A 16843-nucleotide genomic window follows, 5' to 3' on the forward strand; every position below is an offset into this window, starting at 1 on the left:
GGAACTAGAAGGGAAGCGGCTGGCGGCGGCGTTCGGCTCGTGCGAACCCGGCTATCCACAGCGCAGCCACGAGGATCAGCCCGCTACCGAAGGCCGCCTGTCCCCACGTGCGCCAGATGAGAGCGAAGAAGAGCAGTACGATCCCCAATCCCATCGGCACCAGCGCTAGCCACTTGACCAGCTTCAGCATGCCTGACCCCCCTCTCGGTCGGGTCGGGTTCTCACTCTCCGACCGTTCGCAGTAGTAGATCGCCGGTTCGCACCGTCGCATACTTCGGGATCCGGCTCGCGCCCATGGAGTATCCCCGCATGCCGCCGCCGAGGAACTTCCGGGCCCGTACCACCCGGCGAACCGGCGTCCCCTTGTCCCTCAGCAGGAACTTGCTGAAAGGTACGCACGAGTCGAGCACATCTGGAGGGTCCAGCTCCACATCGCCACCGGAAGTGCGGATCACGAACCCACCCGCCACATCCTGGTGGTGCAACCGCTCCGCCGTGTCGACGATGATGTTCTCCCCTGCCACACCCGGGGGCGCCCACCCGAACTCGCACTCGATCAGCTTGTAATGCCCGCTGAACCCGATGCTCAGGATCCGATCGGGGCGATGTGCTCGCGCCTCGGCGGGATGCGCCGAGTGATGGCGGTCGAGAACCCAATCGCCGTCCACCTCGGCGATGACGCCGGCCCGGCCCACCTTCAGTTCTCCCACCTTTATGAGTGATGTGGTTCGGTAGACCTGGCCGTCCGGGGTGTCCCCGATGAGCTTTTCCCTCTGGATCTGGAGAAGCGAGATCAGCCCGACAGGCACGAGCCCAGCCGACGTGTCCGCCGGACTCGGTTGTGACGATTCGCTTAGCCGGCTCACGCCACAGCCTCCAAGATCTCGTCGGGGGTCAGGTTACCGATGCCCATGTCCTCGAGGGAGCGGCCCTCGCTCCGGTAGTCCCTCCCGGTAGCCGCACCCGCGAGGGTGATGACCGAGTCGATGACGGGAGTGTGAACTCCCACCAGCCGGGCTATCCGCGTCATCGGCACCAGGCCGAGCGGCACGTCCTCGGTCACGTAGCGTCCGCGCATTCCTCCCGGGACGCCGATGCCCCGCATCACGTTGGAGGCCAGTTGCCGCTCCGTATCCATCGGGTCGGATCCGACGATACCGTAGGAGCGCTCCAGCCAGGCGGGATGGCTCCGGAAGGGGATCCCCAACGCGCCGGCGATCTCCATCCTCTCGGCATCAAGGGCCTCCATGGCCCGGACCGCCGAGGGCGTCATCCCGTCGGCGTAGAAGTCGAAGTCGCCCCCGTCCATCGGTCCGGCGTTGAGCACCGCCACCACAGGGTGGGCCACCGGGTTTATGTTGTCGAAGCTGGTCTCGAGCACGGAGGTGGCCGGCTCGACGTTGGGGAAGACGGGTTGGAGCACCCCGAGGACTTCAGGTGTCCCCGAGGCTCCGAGGGCCGCCGCGGAAAAGGCCCGCTTGACCCCGCCGATATGGACCGTTCCGGGCTCGACGACCCGGCAGGCATAGGCCAGGGTGTTGGTTTCGGCCAGCCGGACGCCGGCCGGAACTCCGAGATCCGACCAGGTCTTTCGCACCTCGAGGGCTCCGCCGAAGCCGCCCGGATGGAGAACCACCGTCTCATCACCTCGCAGCACCCCGGCCAGTTCCGAGGCTATGTAGCGGTGGGCGAAGCTGGGGACCGACACGAGTATCAGGTCGGCGCCCGAGACGGCTCTGGCCATGTCGGTGGTGGCCAGCTCGATGGGACCGGTCTCCTCCACCGCCCCGCCTGCCCGGATCTCGCCCAAGGACGCCAGAGGCTCGACAACCTCCGGGAATCGGTCGTACAGCCTCACGGAGTGACCTGCCCGACCGCAGCGCGCAGCGGTGGACTGGCCACCGTTGCCCGCTCCCAGAATCGCTATCCGCACAAGTCCACCATCACTTCCAGGAGGGTCGAAGCGTCTCTCACCGTCTCGAGTGTCCCGACCAGACGGATCGCCTCGTCAACCTTGCTGCGGTTACCGCCGCCTATCGAATCTAGCAACAGGGCCCGCCTGTCCGGGAGGTGGAGCGGGAGAATGGAGCGATCTCCTTCGAGGCTCTCGGTGTGGCCCGAAGCCGTGGTCACCGTGACCCGGGCGAACCATGGGTCCCTTCCCGGCTCGTACCGGAGAGCGACACCGTCCGCCGGCTCCGCGCCCTCCAGGGCCCCGTTGGCCCTGTGGTCCTCTTCGCGGGGACCGCCTGCCAACACCTTCGCAAGGGCGCGGCGCAGGGCTGCGGCTTGGGATACTTGGTGTTCTGAGCCTCGGAGGCGGGTTCGGGCGACGTGGTCCCAGCGTCTGCGGGTCTCGGGCAGCAGCACTTCCACCTCAACCGGCTCCCCGGCATCGCCGGCCAGTCTCGCGCCCAGCCGGGAGGTCAGCTCCACCGGGACAAGATGGTTGGGATCAAGGTCATGGCGGCTGACCACGGCCCGTTCCAGCCCGAACCTGGTCCCCAGTCCTGACAGCGACCGATCCAGATCTGTCGGAACTGTCCCGAGTGTCGATCTGTACAACCCGAACTCTCCCTCGATCATGAGATCGGCCGCCGGGAATCCCGCCTCGGCGAGGATGGCGGCGTACACGCCGTTGCGTGCCAACTGCGCATTGATGAGCGCCTCTTCCTCTACGCCCTCGATCAGTCCCATCGTCAGGTGGCAGGCCTGCCCGATGGCATCTGCCGTCCGCTCCTCGTCGAGCCCGAGCAGGCGGGCCGCTGTGCAGGCCACGGCCACGGGACCGAACACGCAGTCGGCCCGGCGGGCGGTCGCGGCGCCCCAAGCCCAGGTACCGGCCGACAGAGCGAGGCCGGCGTCGTACCCCACCGCGATCGCCACCAGGAGCTCCTTCCCTGTGATCGCGCGTTCCTCGGTGAGCGCCAGAGCAGCAGGAATGATCAACGCCCCCGGACGCATCCCTCCGGCCATGCTGTCCTGCCGACCCCTGGTCTGCATGCTCAGCGAGTTGGCGAACACCACGTCGAGCAGGCGGAGAGAAGGCAGCCGGCCTATGGCCGAGTAGTTGCCCGGTGGCCTGCCCGGGCGGGCGCCGGCGGGAGGCCGATCCGCCAATGCCAACCCGAGGTGGTGGACGAGCAGATCCTTGCCCCGCTCGATCACAGCCGGCGGGAAGTCCTCGTACCTGGCTCCGGTGACATAAGCGGCGATCCGCTGGGATGCGGTCGAGCCGGGTTCCCGGTCGAGCCCCGGAGATATCGCCGGGGAGGCAGCAGGCCGCTCGGCGAACCGGTCGAGCGCTGTCCACAGCTCGGAGGCATCGCGGGACTCCTCGAGCCGGTCGACCGAGGTGACGAAGCCCTCGATCGCGGATGGAGGGGCTGCCGGAAGGAGGTCGGCCAACCACTCCCGGTAGTCCATGGGCGGGGTAGGGGACGGGTCATGACCCTCCCGGACGTGCTCCTGGCCGTCGGTGGTTACAACCGTGAGGCGGGCCGAGCGCAGGGGTAGCCCCTCCACGAAGTCCATTGACGTCCGGGCGAGCAGGTCCACGAAGCCCGCCGGCATGTCCTCGCGGTAACGGGCCGGGTTCAGACGGCCGTCCCACAACCAGGCGGCCACGAGGAATCGGGGAGACGCGTAGCGGGTGATGTACAGGCTTTCATCGTCGTCCCGGTAGCGGCGGAAGTTCCGGTCGAAGTCCTCCTCGCGGGGCCGCCGTTCCTCGGGGAGGGCGAGCCGGATCGAGGCCACGTCCTCCACGGTCACCCCCGTGCTGCGGACCAGGTCGTCCATCAGCTCCACGGGCACCACGTTGAAGCCACTGCACGCGTAACGCTTGCGGAACGCGTGCGTAAGCCCGTAGTCGCTCCCCAACGCGTCCATGGCCGCCACAACCTCGCCCGGAACGGCCCCGAGGTAGGTCTCGTACAGCCCGTACGGGCCATCCAGAACGCTCGGGGTGGAACGGTGTCCGTCCGCGGCCAGGAAGGTCGCCATGACGCCGCTCCGGGTCACATGGGGATACAGGATGCCGGCGAAGGGAGTTCCCTCGATGAGGCCGACTGCCCCGTTGGCGGCCAGCCCCAGCGCGTGGGCGGTTCTCTGCGGTCCGAGGCCCAGCAGACGGGACGCTACTGCTGCCACACCGAGCGGGCCCACCACGCAACCGGACCGGCGCGGGGTGCTCACCCCCCAGGTCCAGCCACCCCGTGCGGTGGCAACCAGGACGTCGTAGCCGGCTACCACCGCGGCCAGAAGGTCCCTGCCACTGACGGTCCGGGTCTCCGGTAGCGCCATGGCCGTGGGGAATACAAGCACCCCCGGATGGGTGCCACCGAGAGCCGCGTCGTCGAGCGCGTCCGCACCCATGAGGAGGGAGTTGGCGAAGACTGCCTCGAGCAGGCCGTACCGGCCGGGTGTTCCGAGAATGCGGTGCCGCCCTCCCTGACCGGAAAGCCTGCGAGCCACAGCGCGGGCTCGCCGGGGACGCGGGTAGTCCACGGCAGCGAGGGCCAGACCGACGTGATGGACGAGGTGGTCCTTGGCCAGCCCGACGATCTCCGATGGGATCGTCTCGAACGCGAGGCCGGAGACGTGTTCTGCCAGCCGGTGGATCAGGGGAGCGCCGTCCTCTTCGGCCCGCGCATCGGCTGTCGGTATTGACATCGGACTACGATATCGGTTACCGAGATCAGGATCAAGGGAGACCGAACCCGCATGACCGACAGCGGCCCGTCGATCAGCGAGCGGTTGGCTCGCTACATCCGTTCGCTTCGTTTCGAGGACCTGCCAACCGAGATCGTGGAGCGCGTCAAGGATCACCTCGTCCATCACGTCGCCTTAGGGATCGAGGGCCGCAACAGCGAGTACGGAGGGTACGCACGGAAGACCGCGGCGCGGTTGAGCGAGGCCGGTGGGCGCTTCTCCGCCATCGGCGAGAAACCCTCTCTCGGGCTGCTCGATGCCGTGTTCGTCAACTGCCTGTACATGCACCAGAGCGGGCAGGACGACTCGGAGTCGGGTGGCACCCATCCCGGCGTGCTCATATACCCCACAGCCCTCAACCTGGCGCAGGACCGCACCGTGAGCGGCAGGGAACTCCTCACGGCCTGCGCCATCGGCTACGACGTGGCGGTGGTCCTCAGCGCGGGGACCTGGGCCTGGACCGCTCCCGCGCCGCGGAGACCCAATGCGATCTTCGGGCCGGTTGCGGTGGCCGCCACCTCCGCCCGGCTGCTGGGCCTCTCCGAGCCACGAACGGTCAATGCCCTGGGCCTAGCCTGCCACGGCGCGCTGGGCCTGATCGAAGGCACCCGGTTCATCTGGGTGGTGTACCCGTGGGAGTGCCAGGCCGGGGTGTTCGCAGCAGTACTGGCCGAGTCGGGTTTCCCGGCCGCGCCGAGCATGATCGAAGGAGACTTCGGCCTCTACCAGACCCTCCTCCAGGAGATTCCGGCCGAGATCGACGAGAACCTCGCCACCCTGGGATCCCGTTTCCGCATCACAGAAGCCCGGGTCAAGCAATACCGGGCCAGCAACCTGAACGCCGGCATCCTCGACACCACCAAGCAGGCGTGTGAGGCGATGGACTTGAGGCCGGAGCGTGTCGAGTCGGTCCTGATCGAGCTACCCGAGAGCAGGCGCCTGCGAGAGAAGCGCATGGAGGAGAACTTCTCCAAGTACACGGATATCGTCTCGCGGATCGGATCCCTGCGCTTCCTAATGGCCCGGCTGATCCGGGACCGCGAACTGGACCACCGCGTCTACCTCGACCCCATCTCGGATGACTTGCAGTCCCTGCTCGATTCGATCACCCTGAGCTTCGTCGACGAGGCGGTCCCCAAGTACTACGCCCGGGTCACCATACGGACCACCTCCGGCGGGGTCGAGATATTCGAGCACGGCCGCCACGGCGTGCGGTATCCGAAGGTGGACCGGGAGGCATGGATGTCGAAGTGCCTGGGCGACGATCCACCGATCGACGTCGAGCGCTTCCTCCGGCTTGTCGACCGACTGGAGACCCTGCCCGATGCGTCCGTCCTGCTCGACGCCCTCGAGCACTGATCAGGCGGAGCACCGGCGTGGGATGGTCCGCTTGACTCGAACGGAGATCTGAAAGGAGTACCGGATGGATCGACCGGAACTGTTCATCGTTCACTGGCTTCACGTGTTCCTGGCCATCTACTGGTTCGGGGCGATCCTGTTCTCGCGCGTGAGCCTCTTTCCTGCGCTGCGCAGGCTGGGGCCCGAGTCCCTCGAGGAGGTACGCGGCGCCATGAAGGCGGGACACGGCACCAAGATCACCTACACCGCAGCGATCGGAACGGTCACACTCGGATGGATCCGGGGATTCATCGACGGAGCGCTGGACGATCTGGGGAGCCTCTACGGGCAGCTCTACCTCACGGCGGGAATCCTCGGCATCCTGATGGTGGTCTACCTGGTCGGCCCTCTCTACGACAGGCCGGTCCTGAACATCATGTACGTCTGGGCCTTCCCGGTCATGTTCACCATGATGGTCATGATGAGGTTCGCCGGACTCTTCGGATGGTGACCGGCGCTTCCCGGTGATGACGACGCATGCCCGGCAGGACTCGACGACCATGACGCAAGGCGGAAGGACCGTCTACGGTCTGGCGCTCGGCGTCATCATGCTCGACACCAAGTTCCCCCGGCTCCGGGGCGACGTCGGGAACGCCCGGACCTGGCCCTTCCCCGTCTCCTACCGGATCGTCGAGGGCGCCCTCCCCGAGCGGATGGCCCAGGCCGATCCCGACCCCGACCTGCTCTCTCCCTTCGTCGAAGCGGCTCGGGCGCTGGAAGCGGAGGGCGCGCGGGCGATATGCACCAGTTGCGGGTTTCTGGCCGTGAACCAGCCCGAACTTGCCGCCGCGGTGGAAATACCGGTTTTCTCGTCCCCGCTCCTCCAGGTTCCGATGGCGGCCACCGCCGCGGGAGGCAGGAAGGTCGTGATCCTGACGGCCCGGACCGTGTTAACCGAAGCGCATTACCGGGGCGCCGGCTGGTCATCGGAGGACGTGGCGGTGGTGCAGATGGCGCCGCCCGAGGACAGCCACTTCTATGCCACCTTCGTGGGCAACTCCCCCGAGGCGGACATCGATCTTCTCGAGCGGGACGTGGCCGACCTGGCCCGGAGGGTCGTAGCGGAACATCCGGACGCCGGCGCCATCGTCATGGAGTGCGCCAACTTCCCGCCCTTCGGCCAGATGGTGAGAGCGATCACGGGACTGCCGGTCTTCGACCTGTACACGATGGGAATGCACGCCTACCTGGTCGGGTCCGGGATCGGCTTCCCGCGCCATCTTTGACCCGGTGAACACACCCACCGAGAGACCGGACGGACCCGCGCCGCTACGTCTCGGCATCGGCGCCATCGGCGTGATCTTCTTCCGGATGGGGCTGGTGGCGTTCGGAGGGCTCCTTCTGCTGCTCGTGCTGATCGAACGCGAACTGGTGGACAGACGGCCCGCGCTTACCAAGCGGCAGATCACCGAGGCCGTGACCTACACCCGCTTGCTCCCGGGCTCCGGGGGCCCTCTCGTGGTCTCCTACCTCGGCTACGTGCTGCGGGGAGTGGGCGGATCGGGCGTCGCCACCCTGATGTACCTCCTCCCCGGGATACTCGTGATGACCGGGCTGGCAGTGGGCTTCGTAGCGCTCTCCACCCTTCCGCTGCTGGCCCCTGCCATCGAGGGCCTCCTGGCAGCCGTGGTGGGCATCCAGTCGGTGTATCTCTACCGCTTCGCCCGGAAGGCGATTGTCGATGCGGTCACCGCCACCATCCTCGTGGCGGGACTGGGAGCGACGTTCCTCCTGGGTGTCAGCGCGCCCCTCATCGTGCTGCTGGCCGGGGTGGTGGGGGTGTTCCTGTTCACGAAGAGGCTCGGATCCGAGGCTGCGGATGCCGGCTGAACTCTTCGACCTGTTCTGGCAGTTCATGCTGTTCAGCCTCCTCGCCTTCGGAGGAGGGGGGACGGTGCTGGGGCTGGTCGATCGGGTAGCCGTGGCGGACAAGGGATGGATCACGCCGGCCGAGTTCTCGGCGGCCGTCGGCTTCACCTTCATCACGCCGGGGCCGATCCTGGTGCTGGCGCCCTTCGTCGGCTACCTGGTGGCGGGTGCGGCAGGAGCGGTGGTGGCCACCCTGGGCGTGTTCCTGGCCCCTTGGGCACTGGCGATGGGATCGGCCCACCGGCTACGCCGCTACCTCCAGCATCCCCGCCTCAGGGCCTTCGGCAAGGGCGCCGGGCCGGCCATCGTCGGCCTCTTCAGCCTGGCCGTGCTCACCATCGCCAGGTCCAGCCTCTCCAACCTGGCGCTGGTTGCGGTGGCGCTGATCGCAGGCACGCTGATGGCCCGAACGAAACTTCACCCGGTAGTCATCCTTGCCGGAGGGGCGTTGACGGGCCTGGTGCTGGGTATCCCCGCCCTCGAGGGCGCGCTACCCGAGATCCGGATCCCGTAACCGGATCCGGCCCCCTTATACCGGGCGGGCAGCGGAGTCCTACCCCCGTTTGAGGAGGCGGAAGCGGGTAGGCCGGAAGGGTGCTGGATCCAGGGAGGGGTCCTCGTTCGAGACCATCTGCCCGATGATCTCGCCGGTGATGGCGGCGAGGGTGAACCCGATGTGGCCGTGGCCGTAGGCAAGGTAGACATTGGTGTGGCGGGGCGCCCGGCCGATGACCGGAAGGGAGTCGGGGTGCGACGGCCGGTAGCTCATCCAACTCTCCGCCCCGTGGGTCCGCAACTCGGGGAACACCAGCCTGGTGGCGTCGACGAGGCGGTCCGCCCGCCGGAAGTCGGGCGGCGCTTCCAGGCCGGCCAACTCGTCCGTCCCGGCCAGGCGGAGGCCGCCGGGAAGTGGGGTCATGGCGAAGTGGTGGTCCATCGAGACGATGGGAAAGGGGAGGTCCACACCCGGATCAGGCAGGTCGACCCCGTAGCCGCGCTCGGTGTCCAGGGGAGTGGTGAAACCGAGCATCCTGGTGAGGTGCTTGGACCAGGCGCCCGCCGCGATCACTACCACGTCAGCCGCGACCTCCCCGCCGGTCGTCTCCACGACGGTGACCTGATCGTCCGACCGCACGAACCCGGTCGCCTCAGCGGACAGGCGACGACCGCCTTCCGAGACCATGAGCTCGGTCAAGGCCGCACAGAGCAGCCGGGGGTCGGCCCAAGGGCCTCTGGGAATGTAGACACCGTGCCGGAAGCGGCCCTCCAAGATCGGGGCCAACCCGGCGACCCCCGCCGCATCCAGGATCCTCATGTCGATGCCCCGCCTCCGCCTGGTCTCGATCGCGAAGGCCGCCTTGGCGAACACTGCGTCGGTGCCGTAACCCAGCAGGTGCCCTCCGTCAATCACAACCCCTCCGGAAGCGCCGGCCGGCAGCACCTCCTCCCAGGCTCGGAGCGCCTGCTTGACCAGCCCGGCGATCGCGACCGAAGCCCGCTCGACCTGAGCCGGCCGTCCGGACGCGATGAAGCGCAACAGCCAGGGCAGCATCCGCGGCAGATAGCGCCACCGAATGGCCAGGGGTGAGTGGGGATCGGTCAACATCGTGGGCACCGAGCGGATGACCCCCGGAGTGGAGGTGGGAAGGCAGTTCCCGACCGAGAACAGCCCGGCGTTGTGACCCGATGCGCCGTTGCCGGGGGCACCGCGGTCCACGACCGTCACCTCGTAGCCACGCCGGAGCAGGTGCATCGCGCAGCAGAGGCCGACGGTTCCTCCGCCTACCACGACAGCGCGCGCCTCATGCGCGTACGACACCTTCAGACCTCCGATATTGGGATGCGATATCGAACTTCGAGCATTATGGTACGCCGGACCAGGAGGAGCCAGAGCGGAGGGTCTATGGGGTCCGGGTTCTCCCCCAAGGAGTTCTACGGCGGCATGATGAACAGCCTGGCCATGCAGGTGGCCAGGGACGAGGTGGACTGGGTGGATCGCCACAGGACGCCCGATGCTCCGGTGGACACGCTGCTGGCGTTCGGATGCGCCGTCCAGCACACGCCTCATCTGATGCGCGCCGCGGTGAGGGTCTTCGAGGTGCTGGGGATCGAGCACCAAGCCGTGGTCGGACGCCAGTTCTGCTGCGGGCGTCCTTTGCAGCGAACCGGCAGGGTGAGGGCGGCGGACAGGGTCGTGGCGACCTCCTATACGCGCTTCGCCTCCTACCGACCGCAGACGATGGTGCAGTGGTGCGGGGCATGCATGATCACCTACATCGACGTGGCCAGCCGGCGCATGACTACGCCGTTCGAGGTGATCCACGTCTCCACGTACATGGCCCGCTCGCTGCGAGAGCGAGCAGGCGACATCCCTTGGAAGAACACGGATCGGCTACCCGTCCTGGTCCACCGCCATGACCAGCCCAAGGTCCCCAACGACCGCGCCTACGAACATGGCGGCCGGCCCGGCCGCGAGTTGGTCAGCGGCGCCACTATCGACGCGGTCGACGAGATCTTGTCCTACATCCCGGGTGTCGAGAACCTGGGGATCGTCGAACCGCCCTCGACTGGTGCGCCCTGCGACCTCAAGAAGATCAACGACCGTTTCGTGGGCCTGGGCGATATCAGTTCCGACGCCCATCGGGAGATCCTCCGGGATCTGGGGAAGCAGGCCGAACGCACCGGGGCGGAGATCGTCGTCACCCCCTATCACGCCTGCCAGAAGCAGTGGTCCAAGCTGGCCAGCCACAAGCTGGGGGTCCGTCATTGGATGTCCGTCCTCGCCGACGCGCTCGGTGTGGGAGTCGAGGACCGCTACCAGACCTACTGGCGGCTGGCCGATACCGACGCCATAGTGGAGGCGGCCCACCCGGCTTGGGGCTCGTGGGGGATCAGCCGCGAGGATGCCTACGACCACGCTCGCACCCACTTCACGGCCGCTTTCTCGGAGAGCATCCACGACTGCGAGTGCGGCGGCTCCGGCTGCGGCGCCCCCTCGCCCGAGTTGGTCTGGCCCGGTACGACCGAGGTCCGCCAACCGTCCTAGGGGATCCTCCTACAGGCCGATAGCGATCAAGGATCAGCGGCCGTTCCGGCTTGTGTCAGACGAGGTCGAGGACGGGGAGTTCCATACCGGCCTCGAGCGTGGCCGTCCAGGACGTGTCACAGTCCGCTCCGAGGGCAGCCGCGGCGCCGCCGGTACCGGCGGCGGCCTCGGAGCAGTTCCCCTCGCAGGGGCACCGCTGCACCTGTGACGCGTACTCGGGCATGAAGTGATGCTTCACGACGTGACGGGCGTCCTTCTCATCCATCCCCCATGACTCCCAGTGGCGGCGGGTCTGCTGGAGCACCTTCTCGGGATCCCCGAGCTTCCAGAGAGCCTGGAAGCGATCGGGAATCCTGATCCCCAGTGCTTCGGCCAGCAACGACTGGTAGTGCAGGACCGGCAGACGGTTGGTCCCGAACTTGCACCACTCGCGGTGGCACATGTGGTGATGGGTCACGATCGCGTCCGCTCCCACCGCGTCCGCCTGGTCCTGGAGGTCCCGGCAGACCTCCAGGTACTGCTCGGGGGTGATGTCGTTGAGGACGCTGGGTTCTCCCGGGCCCTTGGTCGCGCAGGGCTGGCCGAGAGCAGGGCTCTCCACGATGCCCACATACTCGATCCCCGGGATCAACTCGAGAGTTCGGATAGTCGCCGACTTGGCTGCCTCCTTGGTGGGATGGACCTCGGCGCCCTCCGCGTGCACCATCACCCGCCGGGGTATCGACTTGCGCCACGGAACGTCATCGCCCATCTCGATCAGCCGGTCGACGAGGTAGTCCGTTATGTGGATCACCTCGAAGGGTGCCTCACCCCGCTCCTCTGCGACGACCCGCACGTGGTAGTTGAACTCGATCAAGCACGAGCCGCAGCACTGAACGTTGACCTCGGGCTGCCACGAGGCGAACCGGTCGATGGCGCGCGCCGCCATGGTGTCGCCAACCTGACCTTTCCCGAAACGCTGGAACGGTCGGCCGCAGCAGTACTTGTTGCCGGCTGTCGCCACGAAGTCGACCCCCAGGGCTTCGAATAAAGCGACCTGGGTGAGCATCAGGTGGGGGGTGTTCTGCACACCGCAACTCAAGTTGAGCACCACCTCCGCAGGCTGGTCCGGCTTTGCGTAACGCTCCAGCCATGTCATCTCGTCACGCGAGATCTGGAGGCGTTCCGAGTAGAGGTGATCCCGATAGAACTGGGTGAAGCTGAACTCGCTTGCCCTCGAGAGGTCGAAGTCCTCGCCGGCCGCGTTCTTCGTGACCATCCGGTCGTCAACCGCCATCTGCTCGTTCCTTCTCTTGTTCGTCTTGCAATCTAGCGTTCAGCCGTCATGGACGGCTTGGCCAGGCCGGTCCGATCCCGCGATCCGTTCCAATCCCCGCCGGACGGACTGCCTCTCGGCCGGTCCTCCGCCGGTTCCCATGCGGACCCCGTAGCGTTCACGCACCAGGGCGAGGCGCTCTTCGAGCGTGAGCAGCGGGCAGTTCTGGCACAGGCGGCCCAGGCGGTCTTCCAACCGGTAGGTCAGGCAACACGCCAACCTACGGTGGATACCGTGCGGGTAGCGGGGATCGGGAACCGGGTCCCACACCACCAAGCCGCGCAGGGGATTCTCCCCCGGGACCTGCGGCAGGGAAGGGGTGTTCATCAGGGCTTGGCGGTCCTCCACGTACGGTCGGCCGGCCCCCGCGAGGTACTCGTCGGCGGAGTCCGAGATCATCCCCAACCATTCGGCAGCGTTGGTCCAGAGCAGCCGCCTCGACACGCGGGTGATGTGCCGGACCGTCTCGAAAAACGGAGCGAGATGCGTCCCGTACAGGGTCCGCCAAACGTGAGCGCGCGCCTCCGCCAGAGTCGTGACGCTGGGGGCCGTCACCCGCCACGGCGTGGAACGCTCCGGGGTCACCACCGCGCCCTCCCCGAGGTGGTCCAGTACCAGAGTGAACGGAAGCCCGAGCCTGGTACGCAACCGGCAGTTCCGGGGCGACATGTCGAGCGCCACCCCATGGGCCAGCGCGGTGTAGGCAGCCACCGAGAGGCAGGCCGTGTAGTGGCGGGTGACGCGTGACACGGCCACTCTCAGGTCGAGATCGACCTCGGTTTCGGGGGTGTCGGGCGCCGGTGGGTCCTGGAACAGGAACTCGGGCCGCACGGTGTGGGACGCGGCGATCGCTCGTCTCATGAAGTCGGGATCGAAGTAGAGGTCGGCAGGAACCGTCTCGGTCGGCTCGTCCGCCTCGAATCCGTAGCGTCCCTGGAACCAACGCCCGAGTTGGCTGATCCCGTCCGCCAGGGATCGCCTCCAGGACTCGGACGGCATCAGAAGGTCGCTAGGAGACCACCGCCGGCCGCGGTCAGGATGACCACCAGCCATGGGGGGAGCTTCCAGAAGGCCAGGAGCCCCAGGGCGACCAGGGCCAGGCCGAAGTCCTCCGGGGTGAGGATGGCGCTCGACCAGAGAGGGTCGTAGAGGGCGGCTAGCAGGATCCCCACCACGGCGGCGTTGACCCCACGTAGCACCGCCTGCACCTCGGCGCGGGCGCGGAGCGCGCCGAACGACGGGAGCGTCGCGACCACGATCAGGAAGGAGGGCAGGAAGATGGCCAGGAGAGCCAGCAGCGCGCCCCCGACCCCGTTCGGCGCCGTCCCCAGAGAAGCCCCGAGATAGGCCGAGAACGTGAAGATCGGCCCCGGCACCGCCTGAGCCGCGCCGAAGCCGGCGATGAAGGTGTCCTCGTCGACCCAGCCGGGCCCCACCACTTCGCTCTCGAGAAGGGGCAGCACCACCGGGCCTCCGCCGAACACCAGCGCCCCGGAACCGTAGAAGGCGTCGGCCGTCGCGATGGCCTGCTCATCGAAGGCGGCCCGCGCCACCGGCAGCAGGGCCAGCAGGGCGAAGAACAGGACCGCGCTGATCACCGCGGCCCGGCGTCCGGACCCGAGCTGGTACGAGCGGGCGGCGGCGGCTTCCCGGCGCAGGAAGAACCAGCCCACGATCCCCCCCAGGATGATCACGATGACGATGGTGGTGCGGGCCGACGAGGGGAAGGCGATCACCGCCAGCGTGGCCAGGACCGCGATCGAGCTGCGGAAGCGGTCCGGGGCAAGCTGCCGCCACAGTTTCCACACCGCGAGGCCGACCACCGGTACCGCCACCACGACCAGCCCATGTATCCATCCGGCCGCTTCCTCGGTGATCTGGGAGGCCGTCAGGCCGAGCACGGTCATGATCACGGCCGACGGAAGGGTGAACCCGAGCCAGGCCGCGAAACCGCCCCACAACCCACCGCGCGCCATGCCGATCGCCATGCCGAGCTTGCTGCTTCCCGCCCCAGGAAAGGCCTGCGAAAGGGCGACCAGATCGGCGAAGGTCTCCTCGTCCACCCACCGGCGCCGCTGGACGTACTCGTCCTGGAAGTAGCCGATGTGGGCGATGGGCCCGCCGAAAGAAGTCAGCCCGAGGCGTAGGGCGACCCAGAATATCTCGATTACCGATCCCCGCTCGGGGTTGAAGGTTCCGGAACCGGCTCCCGCGTCCTGGTTGCTCGGCTTGCTATCGTCCGTCACCGGATTCCCCTGACCATGCATCGCGTGCCAATATCGGGCTACGATACCAGGGGGCGTCGAGCGATAACCCGAGCTCGGAGTCCGAACTCGAACCGTCAGCCCGTAGCCGCCCGTTCGCGTGCCAAGCGATTAGTAACGAACAGGTGCCCAAATGATTGAGACCGACCGTATCGATGGTCATCCCACATTCGAAGGCCACAGCAAGCTATTTCGCGACATCCTGCTGGGCTTCGTGAGGGTGCACGTACTCGATTGTGCGAGCAGGGGCCCCGTGTACGGAGTAGCGCTCAACGACGAGCTGGCGACCCACGGCTACAACCTGTCGCCGGGAACCCTCTACCCGCTCCTCCACGGACTGGAGGAGATCGGGTTCCTCGAACGCTCTCCCGAGGTGGTCGGCGGCAAGGTGCGGAAGTACTACTCGCTGACAGATCGCGGACAGCAGGCGCTGGAGGACCTGCGCCCCAAGATCCGCGAGCTCGTATCCGATGTCCTGGACGGCGAGGCTGTTGCCGCCGGTTCCCGGTAGGAGGCCCGGATCGGCGCCACGCCGGGCAGGAGGATCATGCTCCCGGATAACACCATGTCCGGATGAGGATCGGGCTCATGGCCTCGATCTCGGTTCCCGGGGAACCGACGCTCGAGAACCTGATCTCCACCATCGCCCGAGCCGAGGCAGCCGGCTTCGACACCGCATGGACGTCGGGTCGGATGGACGCCCTCACCCAGCTGGCTGTCGCCGGTGCAAGCACGACCCGAGTCGAGTTGGGAACGGCCATCGTGCCCACCTACCCCCGGCATCCGTATGCGCTGGCCCTGCAGGCGTTGACGGTGCAGATCGGTTGCGCCGGAAGGCTGGCGCTTGGCGTGGGCGTGAGCCACGACACCTTGATGTCCTCCCTCGGCTTCGACTGGTCGGCACCGGTGCGTCACGCCCGCGAGTACCTCACCTGCCTCTCAGGGTTGCTGTCAGGTGCGGAGGTGACCTTCTCCGGGGCTGAGTACTCCCTCTCGAAGGTCTCGCTGCCGCTTGCCACGCTTACGGCCAGCCCGCCTGTCCTCATGGCCGCGTTGGGTCCGAAGATGCTGCGAGTAGCCGGGTCGCTATCGGACGGGACCGTCCTCTGGCTCAGCGGCGCTCGTTACGTGAGGACGGTGGCGGTTCCCGAGACTACGGCTGCGGCAGAAGGAGCCGGACGGCTGCCGCCGAGGGTGGTGGCCGGAGCTCCGGTGTGGGTGACCGACGACAGGGCATCCGCGTACGAGCACGCCGAGCGGGCCTTGACGGGCATCGGAAGCAGGCCGGTCTACCGGGCGGTACTGGACCTCAACGGATCTTCCAGCCCGGCGCAGGTGGCTCTGATCGGCGACGAGTCCGAAGTGGGTAGACGCCTGGACGAGTTGGCCGAGGCAGGCGCCACAGACTTCGCAGCCCAGATCCTCGCCTCGTCGCCCGAGGAGTACGACCGGACCCATGCCTTCCTGGCCGGTTATGCCCGGAGAAACGACGTGTCATAGACCGGTGATACGAGCCCCGGGGATGACGGGCGGCTCGTTGATGTTGGTCCCGATCCGGGGATCCAGAGCCGGCACGATCAGGGGATTACCGGACAGGCGTTCGATCTTCACCTCTTACAATCCGATTCCGGCTACCGATATCGGGCTACGATACCGTCTAGACGCTGTACGGCGCCGGTGCGAATGGGAGGCCGGTAGTGGCTTGGGACGTGTTCGTAGTTCATTGGCTTCACGTGGCCTTCGGTATCTTCTGGGCGGGCTCGATCGCCTTCACCCGGGTCACCTTGTTCCCGGCCCTCGCCACCCTGCCGAAGGAGCAGGCGGAGGCTGCCCGCGGGTCGTTACTGACCGCGAAGGCCCGCCAGATCACGTTGATCACGGCCGGCGGCACGGTCGTCACGGGAATCCTGCGCGGGCTGATGACCGGCGTGCTCGACCAACTCAACACCTCGTACGGGTGGATCTTCATCCTGTCGGGGGTGCTGGGAATACTCATGTTCGGATTCCTCCTCAACCGCGTGCCCACGCCCGCCTTCCTGAGGACTGTCTACGTTGCCGCCTTCCCAGTGATCTTCACCATGATGGTCTTGATGCGCTTCGGCGGGTTTTAGTGGTCTGTCTGCGAAACAGCTTGGTGTGGTCTGGCGGTCATCGGCGTCCCGTCGCTGCGTTCCGCTTCCTCAACGTACCGCTGCGGGTACGCCTTCGTCAGCGGGCCTTGCGAGGAACGCCGCTGCC

General features: G+C 67.3%; 17 protein-coding genes. 9 read left to right on the forward strand and 8 right to left on the reverse strand.

Going from position 1 to position 16843, the window contains the following annotated elements; all coding sequences use genetic code 11:
• Positions 1 to 4 precede the first annotated feature (4 nt).
• From OXK16_03160 to OXK16_03175, 4 genes are read right to left on the reverse strand one after another with little or no spacing between them, the layout of a single operon-like run.
• Positions 5 to 190, reverse strand: coding sequence for a hypothetical protein (locus tag OXK16_03160; GenBank protein ID MDE0374947.1), 186 nt, complete (start codon positions 188 to 190; stop codon positions 5 to 7).
• Between the two features lie 31 nt (positions 191 to 221).
• Positions 222 to 809, reverse strand: coding sequence for a hypothetical protein (locus tag OXK16_03165; GenBank protein ID MDE0374948.1), 588 nt, complete (start codon positions 807 to 809; stop codon positions 222 to 224).
• Between the two features lie 53 nt (positions 810 to 862).
• Complete coding sequence (locus OXK16_03170; GenBank protein ID MDE0374949.1) at positions 863 to 1933, reverse strand: NAD/NADP octopine/nopaline dehydrogenase family protein; 1071 nt, start codon at positions 1931 to 1933, stop codon at positions 863 to 865.
• The gene (locus tag OXK16_03175) at positions 1924 to 4674 is read right to left on the reverse strand and encodes an MmgE/PrpD family protein (protein ID MDE0374950.1); all 2751 of its coding nucleotides are present in this window, start codon (positions 4672 to 4674) and stop codon (positions 1924 to 1926) included. The genes OXK16_03170 and OXK16_03175 overlap by 10 nt, the downstream gene beginning before the upstream one ends.
• Before the next feature lie 51 nt (positions 4675 to 4725).
• Here OXK16_03175 and OXK16_03180 point away from each other — a divergent pair, with 51 nt between their 5' ends.
• From OXK16_03180 to OXK16_03200, 5 genes are all read left to right on the forward strand, one after another.
• Entirely contained in the window at positions 4726 to 6072 is a 1347-nt protein-coding gene (locus OXK16_03180; protein MDE0374951.1) for an MmgE/PrpD family protein, read from the forward strand.
• 64 nt (positions 6073 to 6136) lie between these two features.
• The gene (locus OXK16_03185; protein ID MDE0374952.1) at positions 6137 to 6562 is read left to right on the forward strand and encodes a hypothetical protein; all 426 of its coding nucleotides are present in this window, start codon (positions 6137 to 6139) and stop codon (positions 6560 to 6562) included.
• A gap of 49 nt (positions 6563 to 6611) precedes the next feature.
• A complete protein-coding gene (locus tag OXK16_03190) occupies positions 6612 to 7337 on the forward strand; it encodes an aspartate/glutamate racemase family protein (protein ID MDE0374953.1) in 726 nt (241 codons plus the stop codon).
• 4 nt (positions 7338 to 7341) lie between these two features.
• Positions 7342 to 7941 carry a chromate transporter gene (locus OXK16_03195; protein ID MDE0374954.1) on the forward strand — a complete coding sequence of 200 codons (600 nt, stop codon included), beginning with the start codon at positions 7342 to 7344 and terminating at the stop codon, positions 7939 to 7941.
• On the forward strand, positions 7931 to 8494 hold the full coding sequence (locus OXK16_03200) for a chromate transporter (GenBank protein ID MDE0374955.1): 564 nt from the start codon (positions 7931 to 7933) through the stop codon (positions 8492 to 8494). The genes OXK16_03195 and OXK16_03200 overlap by 11 nt, the downstream gene beginning before the upstream one ends.
• 39 nt (positions 8495 to 8533) lie before the next feature.
• On the opposite strand, the gene OXK16_03205 is transcribed toward OXK16_03200, so the two are convergent.
• Positions 8534 to 9799 (reverse strand): FAD-binding oxidoreductase, encoded by a 1266-nt coding sequence (locus OXK16_03205; GenBank protein MDE0374956.1) that lies wholly within the window; start codon positions 9797 to 9799, stop codon positions 8534 to 8536.
• A gap of 84 nt (positions 9800 to 9883) precedes the next feature.
• Here OXK16_03205 and OXK16_03210 point away from each other — a divergent pair, with 84 nt between their 5' ends.
• On the forward strand, positions 9884 to 11026 hold the full coding sequence (locus OXK16_03210; protein ID MDE0374957.1) for a heterodisulfide reductase-related iron-sulfur binding cluster: 1143 nt from the start codon (positions 9884 to 9886) through the stop codon (positions 11024 to 11026).
• Between the two features lie 55 nt (positions 11027 to 11081).
• Here the strand turns inward: OXK16_03210 and OXK16_03215 are convergent, their stop codons facing one another.
• The 3 genes from OXK16_03215 to chrA are packed head-to-tail and all read right to left on the reverse strand — an operon-like array spanning position 11082 to position 14587.
• Entirely contained in the window at positions 11082 to 12302 is a 1221-nt protein-coding gene (locus tag OXK16_03215) for a heterodisulfide reductase-related iron-sulfur binding cluster (GenBank protein MDE0374958.1), read from the reverse strand.
• A gap of 39 nt (positions 12303 to 12341) precedes the next feature.
• Complete coding sequence (locus tag OXK16_03220; GenBank protein ID MDE0374959.1) at positions 12342 to 13340, reverse strand: hypothetical protein; 999 nt, start codon at positions 13338 to 13340, stop codon at positions 12342 to 12344.
• Positions 13340 to 14587 carry a chromate efflux transporter gene (gene chrA / locus OXK16_03225; protein ID MDE0374960.1) on the reverse strand — a complete coding sequence of 416 codons (1248 nt, stop codon included), beginning with the start codon at positions 14585 to 14587 and terminating at the stop codon, positions 13340 to 13342. Before chrA ends, OXK16_03220 begins: the two co-directional genes overlap by 1 nt.
• A gap of 151 nt (positions 14588 to 14738) precedes the next feature.
• On the opposite strand from chrA, the gene OXK16_03230 reads away from it, so the two are divergent.
• The 3 genes from OXK16_03230 (at position 14739) to OXK16_03240 (ending at position 16716) form a co-directional block, all read left to right on the forward strand.
• The gene (locus tag OXK16_03230) at positions 14739 to 15116 is read left to right on the forward strand and encodes a PadR family transcriptional regulator (protein MDE0374961.1); all 378 of its coding nucleotides are present in this window, start codon (positions 14739 to 14741) and stop codon (positions 15114 to 15116) included.
• 62 nt (positions 15117 to 15178) lie between these two features.
• Positions 15179 to 16105, forward strand: a complete 927-nt coding sequence (locus OXK16_03235; protein ID MDE0374962.1) for a TIGR03564 family F420-dependent LLM class oxidoreductase — start codon at positions 15179 to 15181, stop codon at positions 16103 to 16105.
• 197 nt (positions 16106 to 16302) lie between these two features.
• Positions 16303 to 16716, forward strand: coding sequence for a hypothetical protein (locus OXK16_03240; protein ID MDE0374963.1), 414 nt, complete (start codon positions 16303 to 16305; stop codon positions 16714 to 16716).
• The last annotated feature ends 127 nt before the right edge of the window (positions 16717 to 16843 follow it).

This window comes from bacterium, assembly GCA_028821235.1.
GTDB lineage: Bacteria > Actinomycetota > Acidimicrobiia > Spongiisociales > Spongiisociaceae > Spongiisocius.

What these genes read in the sequence shown, in the direction of transcription:
- OXK16_03160 (MDE0374947.1), bottom strand. Translation starts at nt 190, where the DNA reads ATGCTGAAGCTGGTCAAGTGGCTAGCGCTGGTGCCGATGGGATTGGGG.
- OXK16_03175 (MDE0374950.1), bottom strand. Translation starts at nt 4,674, where the DNA reads ATGTCAATACCGACAGCCGATGCGCGGGCCGAAGAGGACGGCGCTCCC.
- OXK16_03180 (MDE0374951.1), top strand. Translation starts at nt 4,726, where the DNA reads ATGACCGACAGCGGCCCGTCGATCAGCGAGCGGTTGGCTCGCTACATC.
- OXK16_03185 (MDE0374952.1), top strand. Translation starts at nt 6,137, where the DNA reads ATGGATCGACCGGAACTGTTCATCGTTCACTGGCTTCACGTGTTCCTG.
- OXK16_03190 (MDE0374953.1), top strand. Translation starts at nt 6,612, where the DNA reads ATGACGCAAGGCGGAAGGACCGTCTACGGTCTGGCGCTCGGCGTCATC.
- OXK16_03200 (MDE0374955.1), top strand. Translation starts at nt 7,931, where the DNA reads ATGCCGGCTGAACTCTTCGACCTGTTCTGGCAGTTCATGCTGTTCAGC.
- OXK16_03210 (MDE0374957.1), top strand. Translation starts at nt 9,884, where the DNA reads ATGGGGTCCGGGTTCTCCCCCAAGGAGTTCTACGGCGGCATGATGAAC.
- OXK16_03215 (MDE0374958.1), bottom strand. Translation starts at nt 12,302, where the DNA reads ATGGCGGTTGACGACCGGATGGTCACGAAGAACGCGGCCGGCGAGGAC.
- OXK16_03220 (MDE0374959.1), bottom strand. Translation starts at nt 13,340, where the DNA reads ATGCCGTCCGAGTCCTGGAGGCGATCCCTGGCGGACGGGATCAGCCAA.
- OXK16_03230 (MDE0374961.1), top strand. Translation starts at nt 14,739, where the DNA reads ATGATTGAGACCGACCGTATCGATGGTCATCCCACATTCGAAGGCCAC.
- OXK16_03235 (MDE0374962.1), top strand. Translation starts at nt 15,179, where the DNA reads ATGAGGATCGGGCTCATGGCCTCGATCTCGGTTCCCGGGGAACCGACG.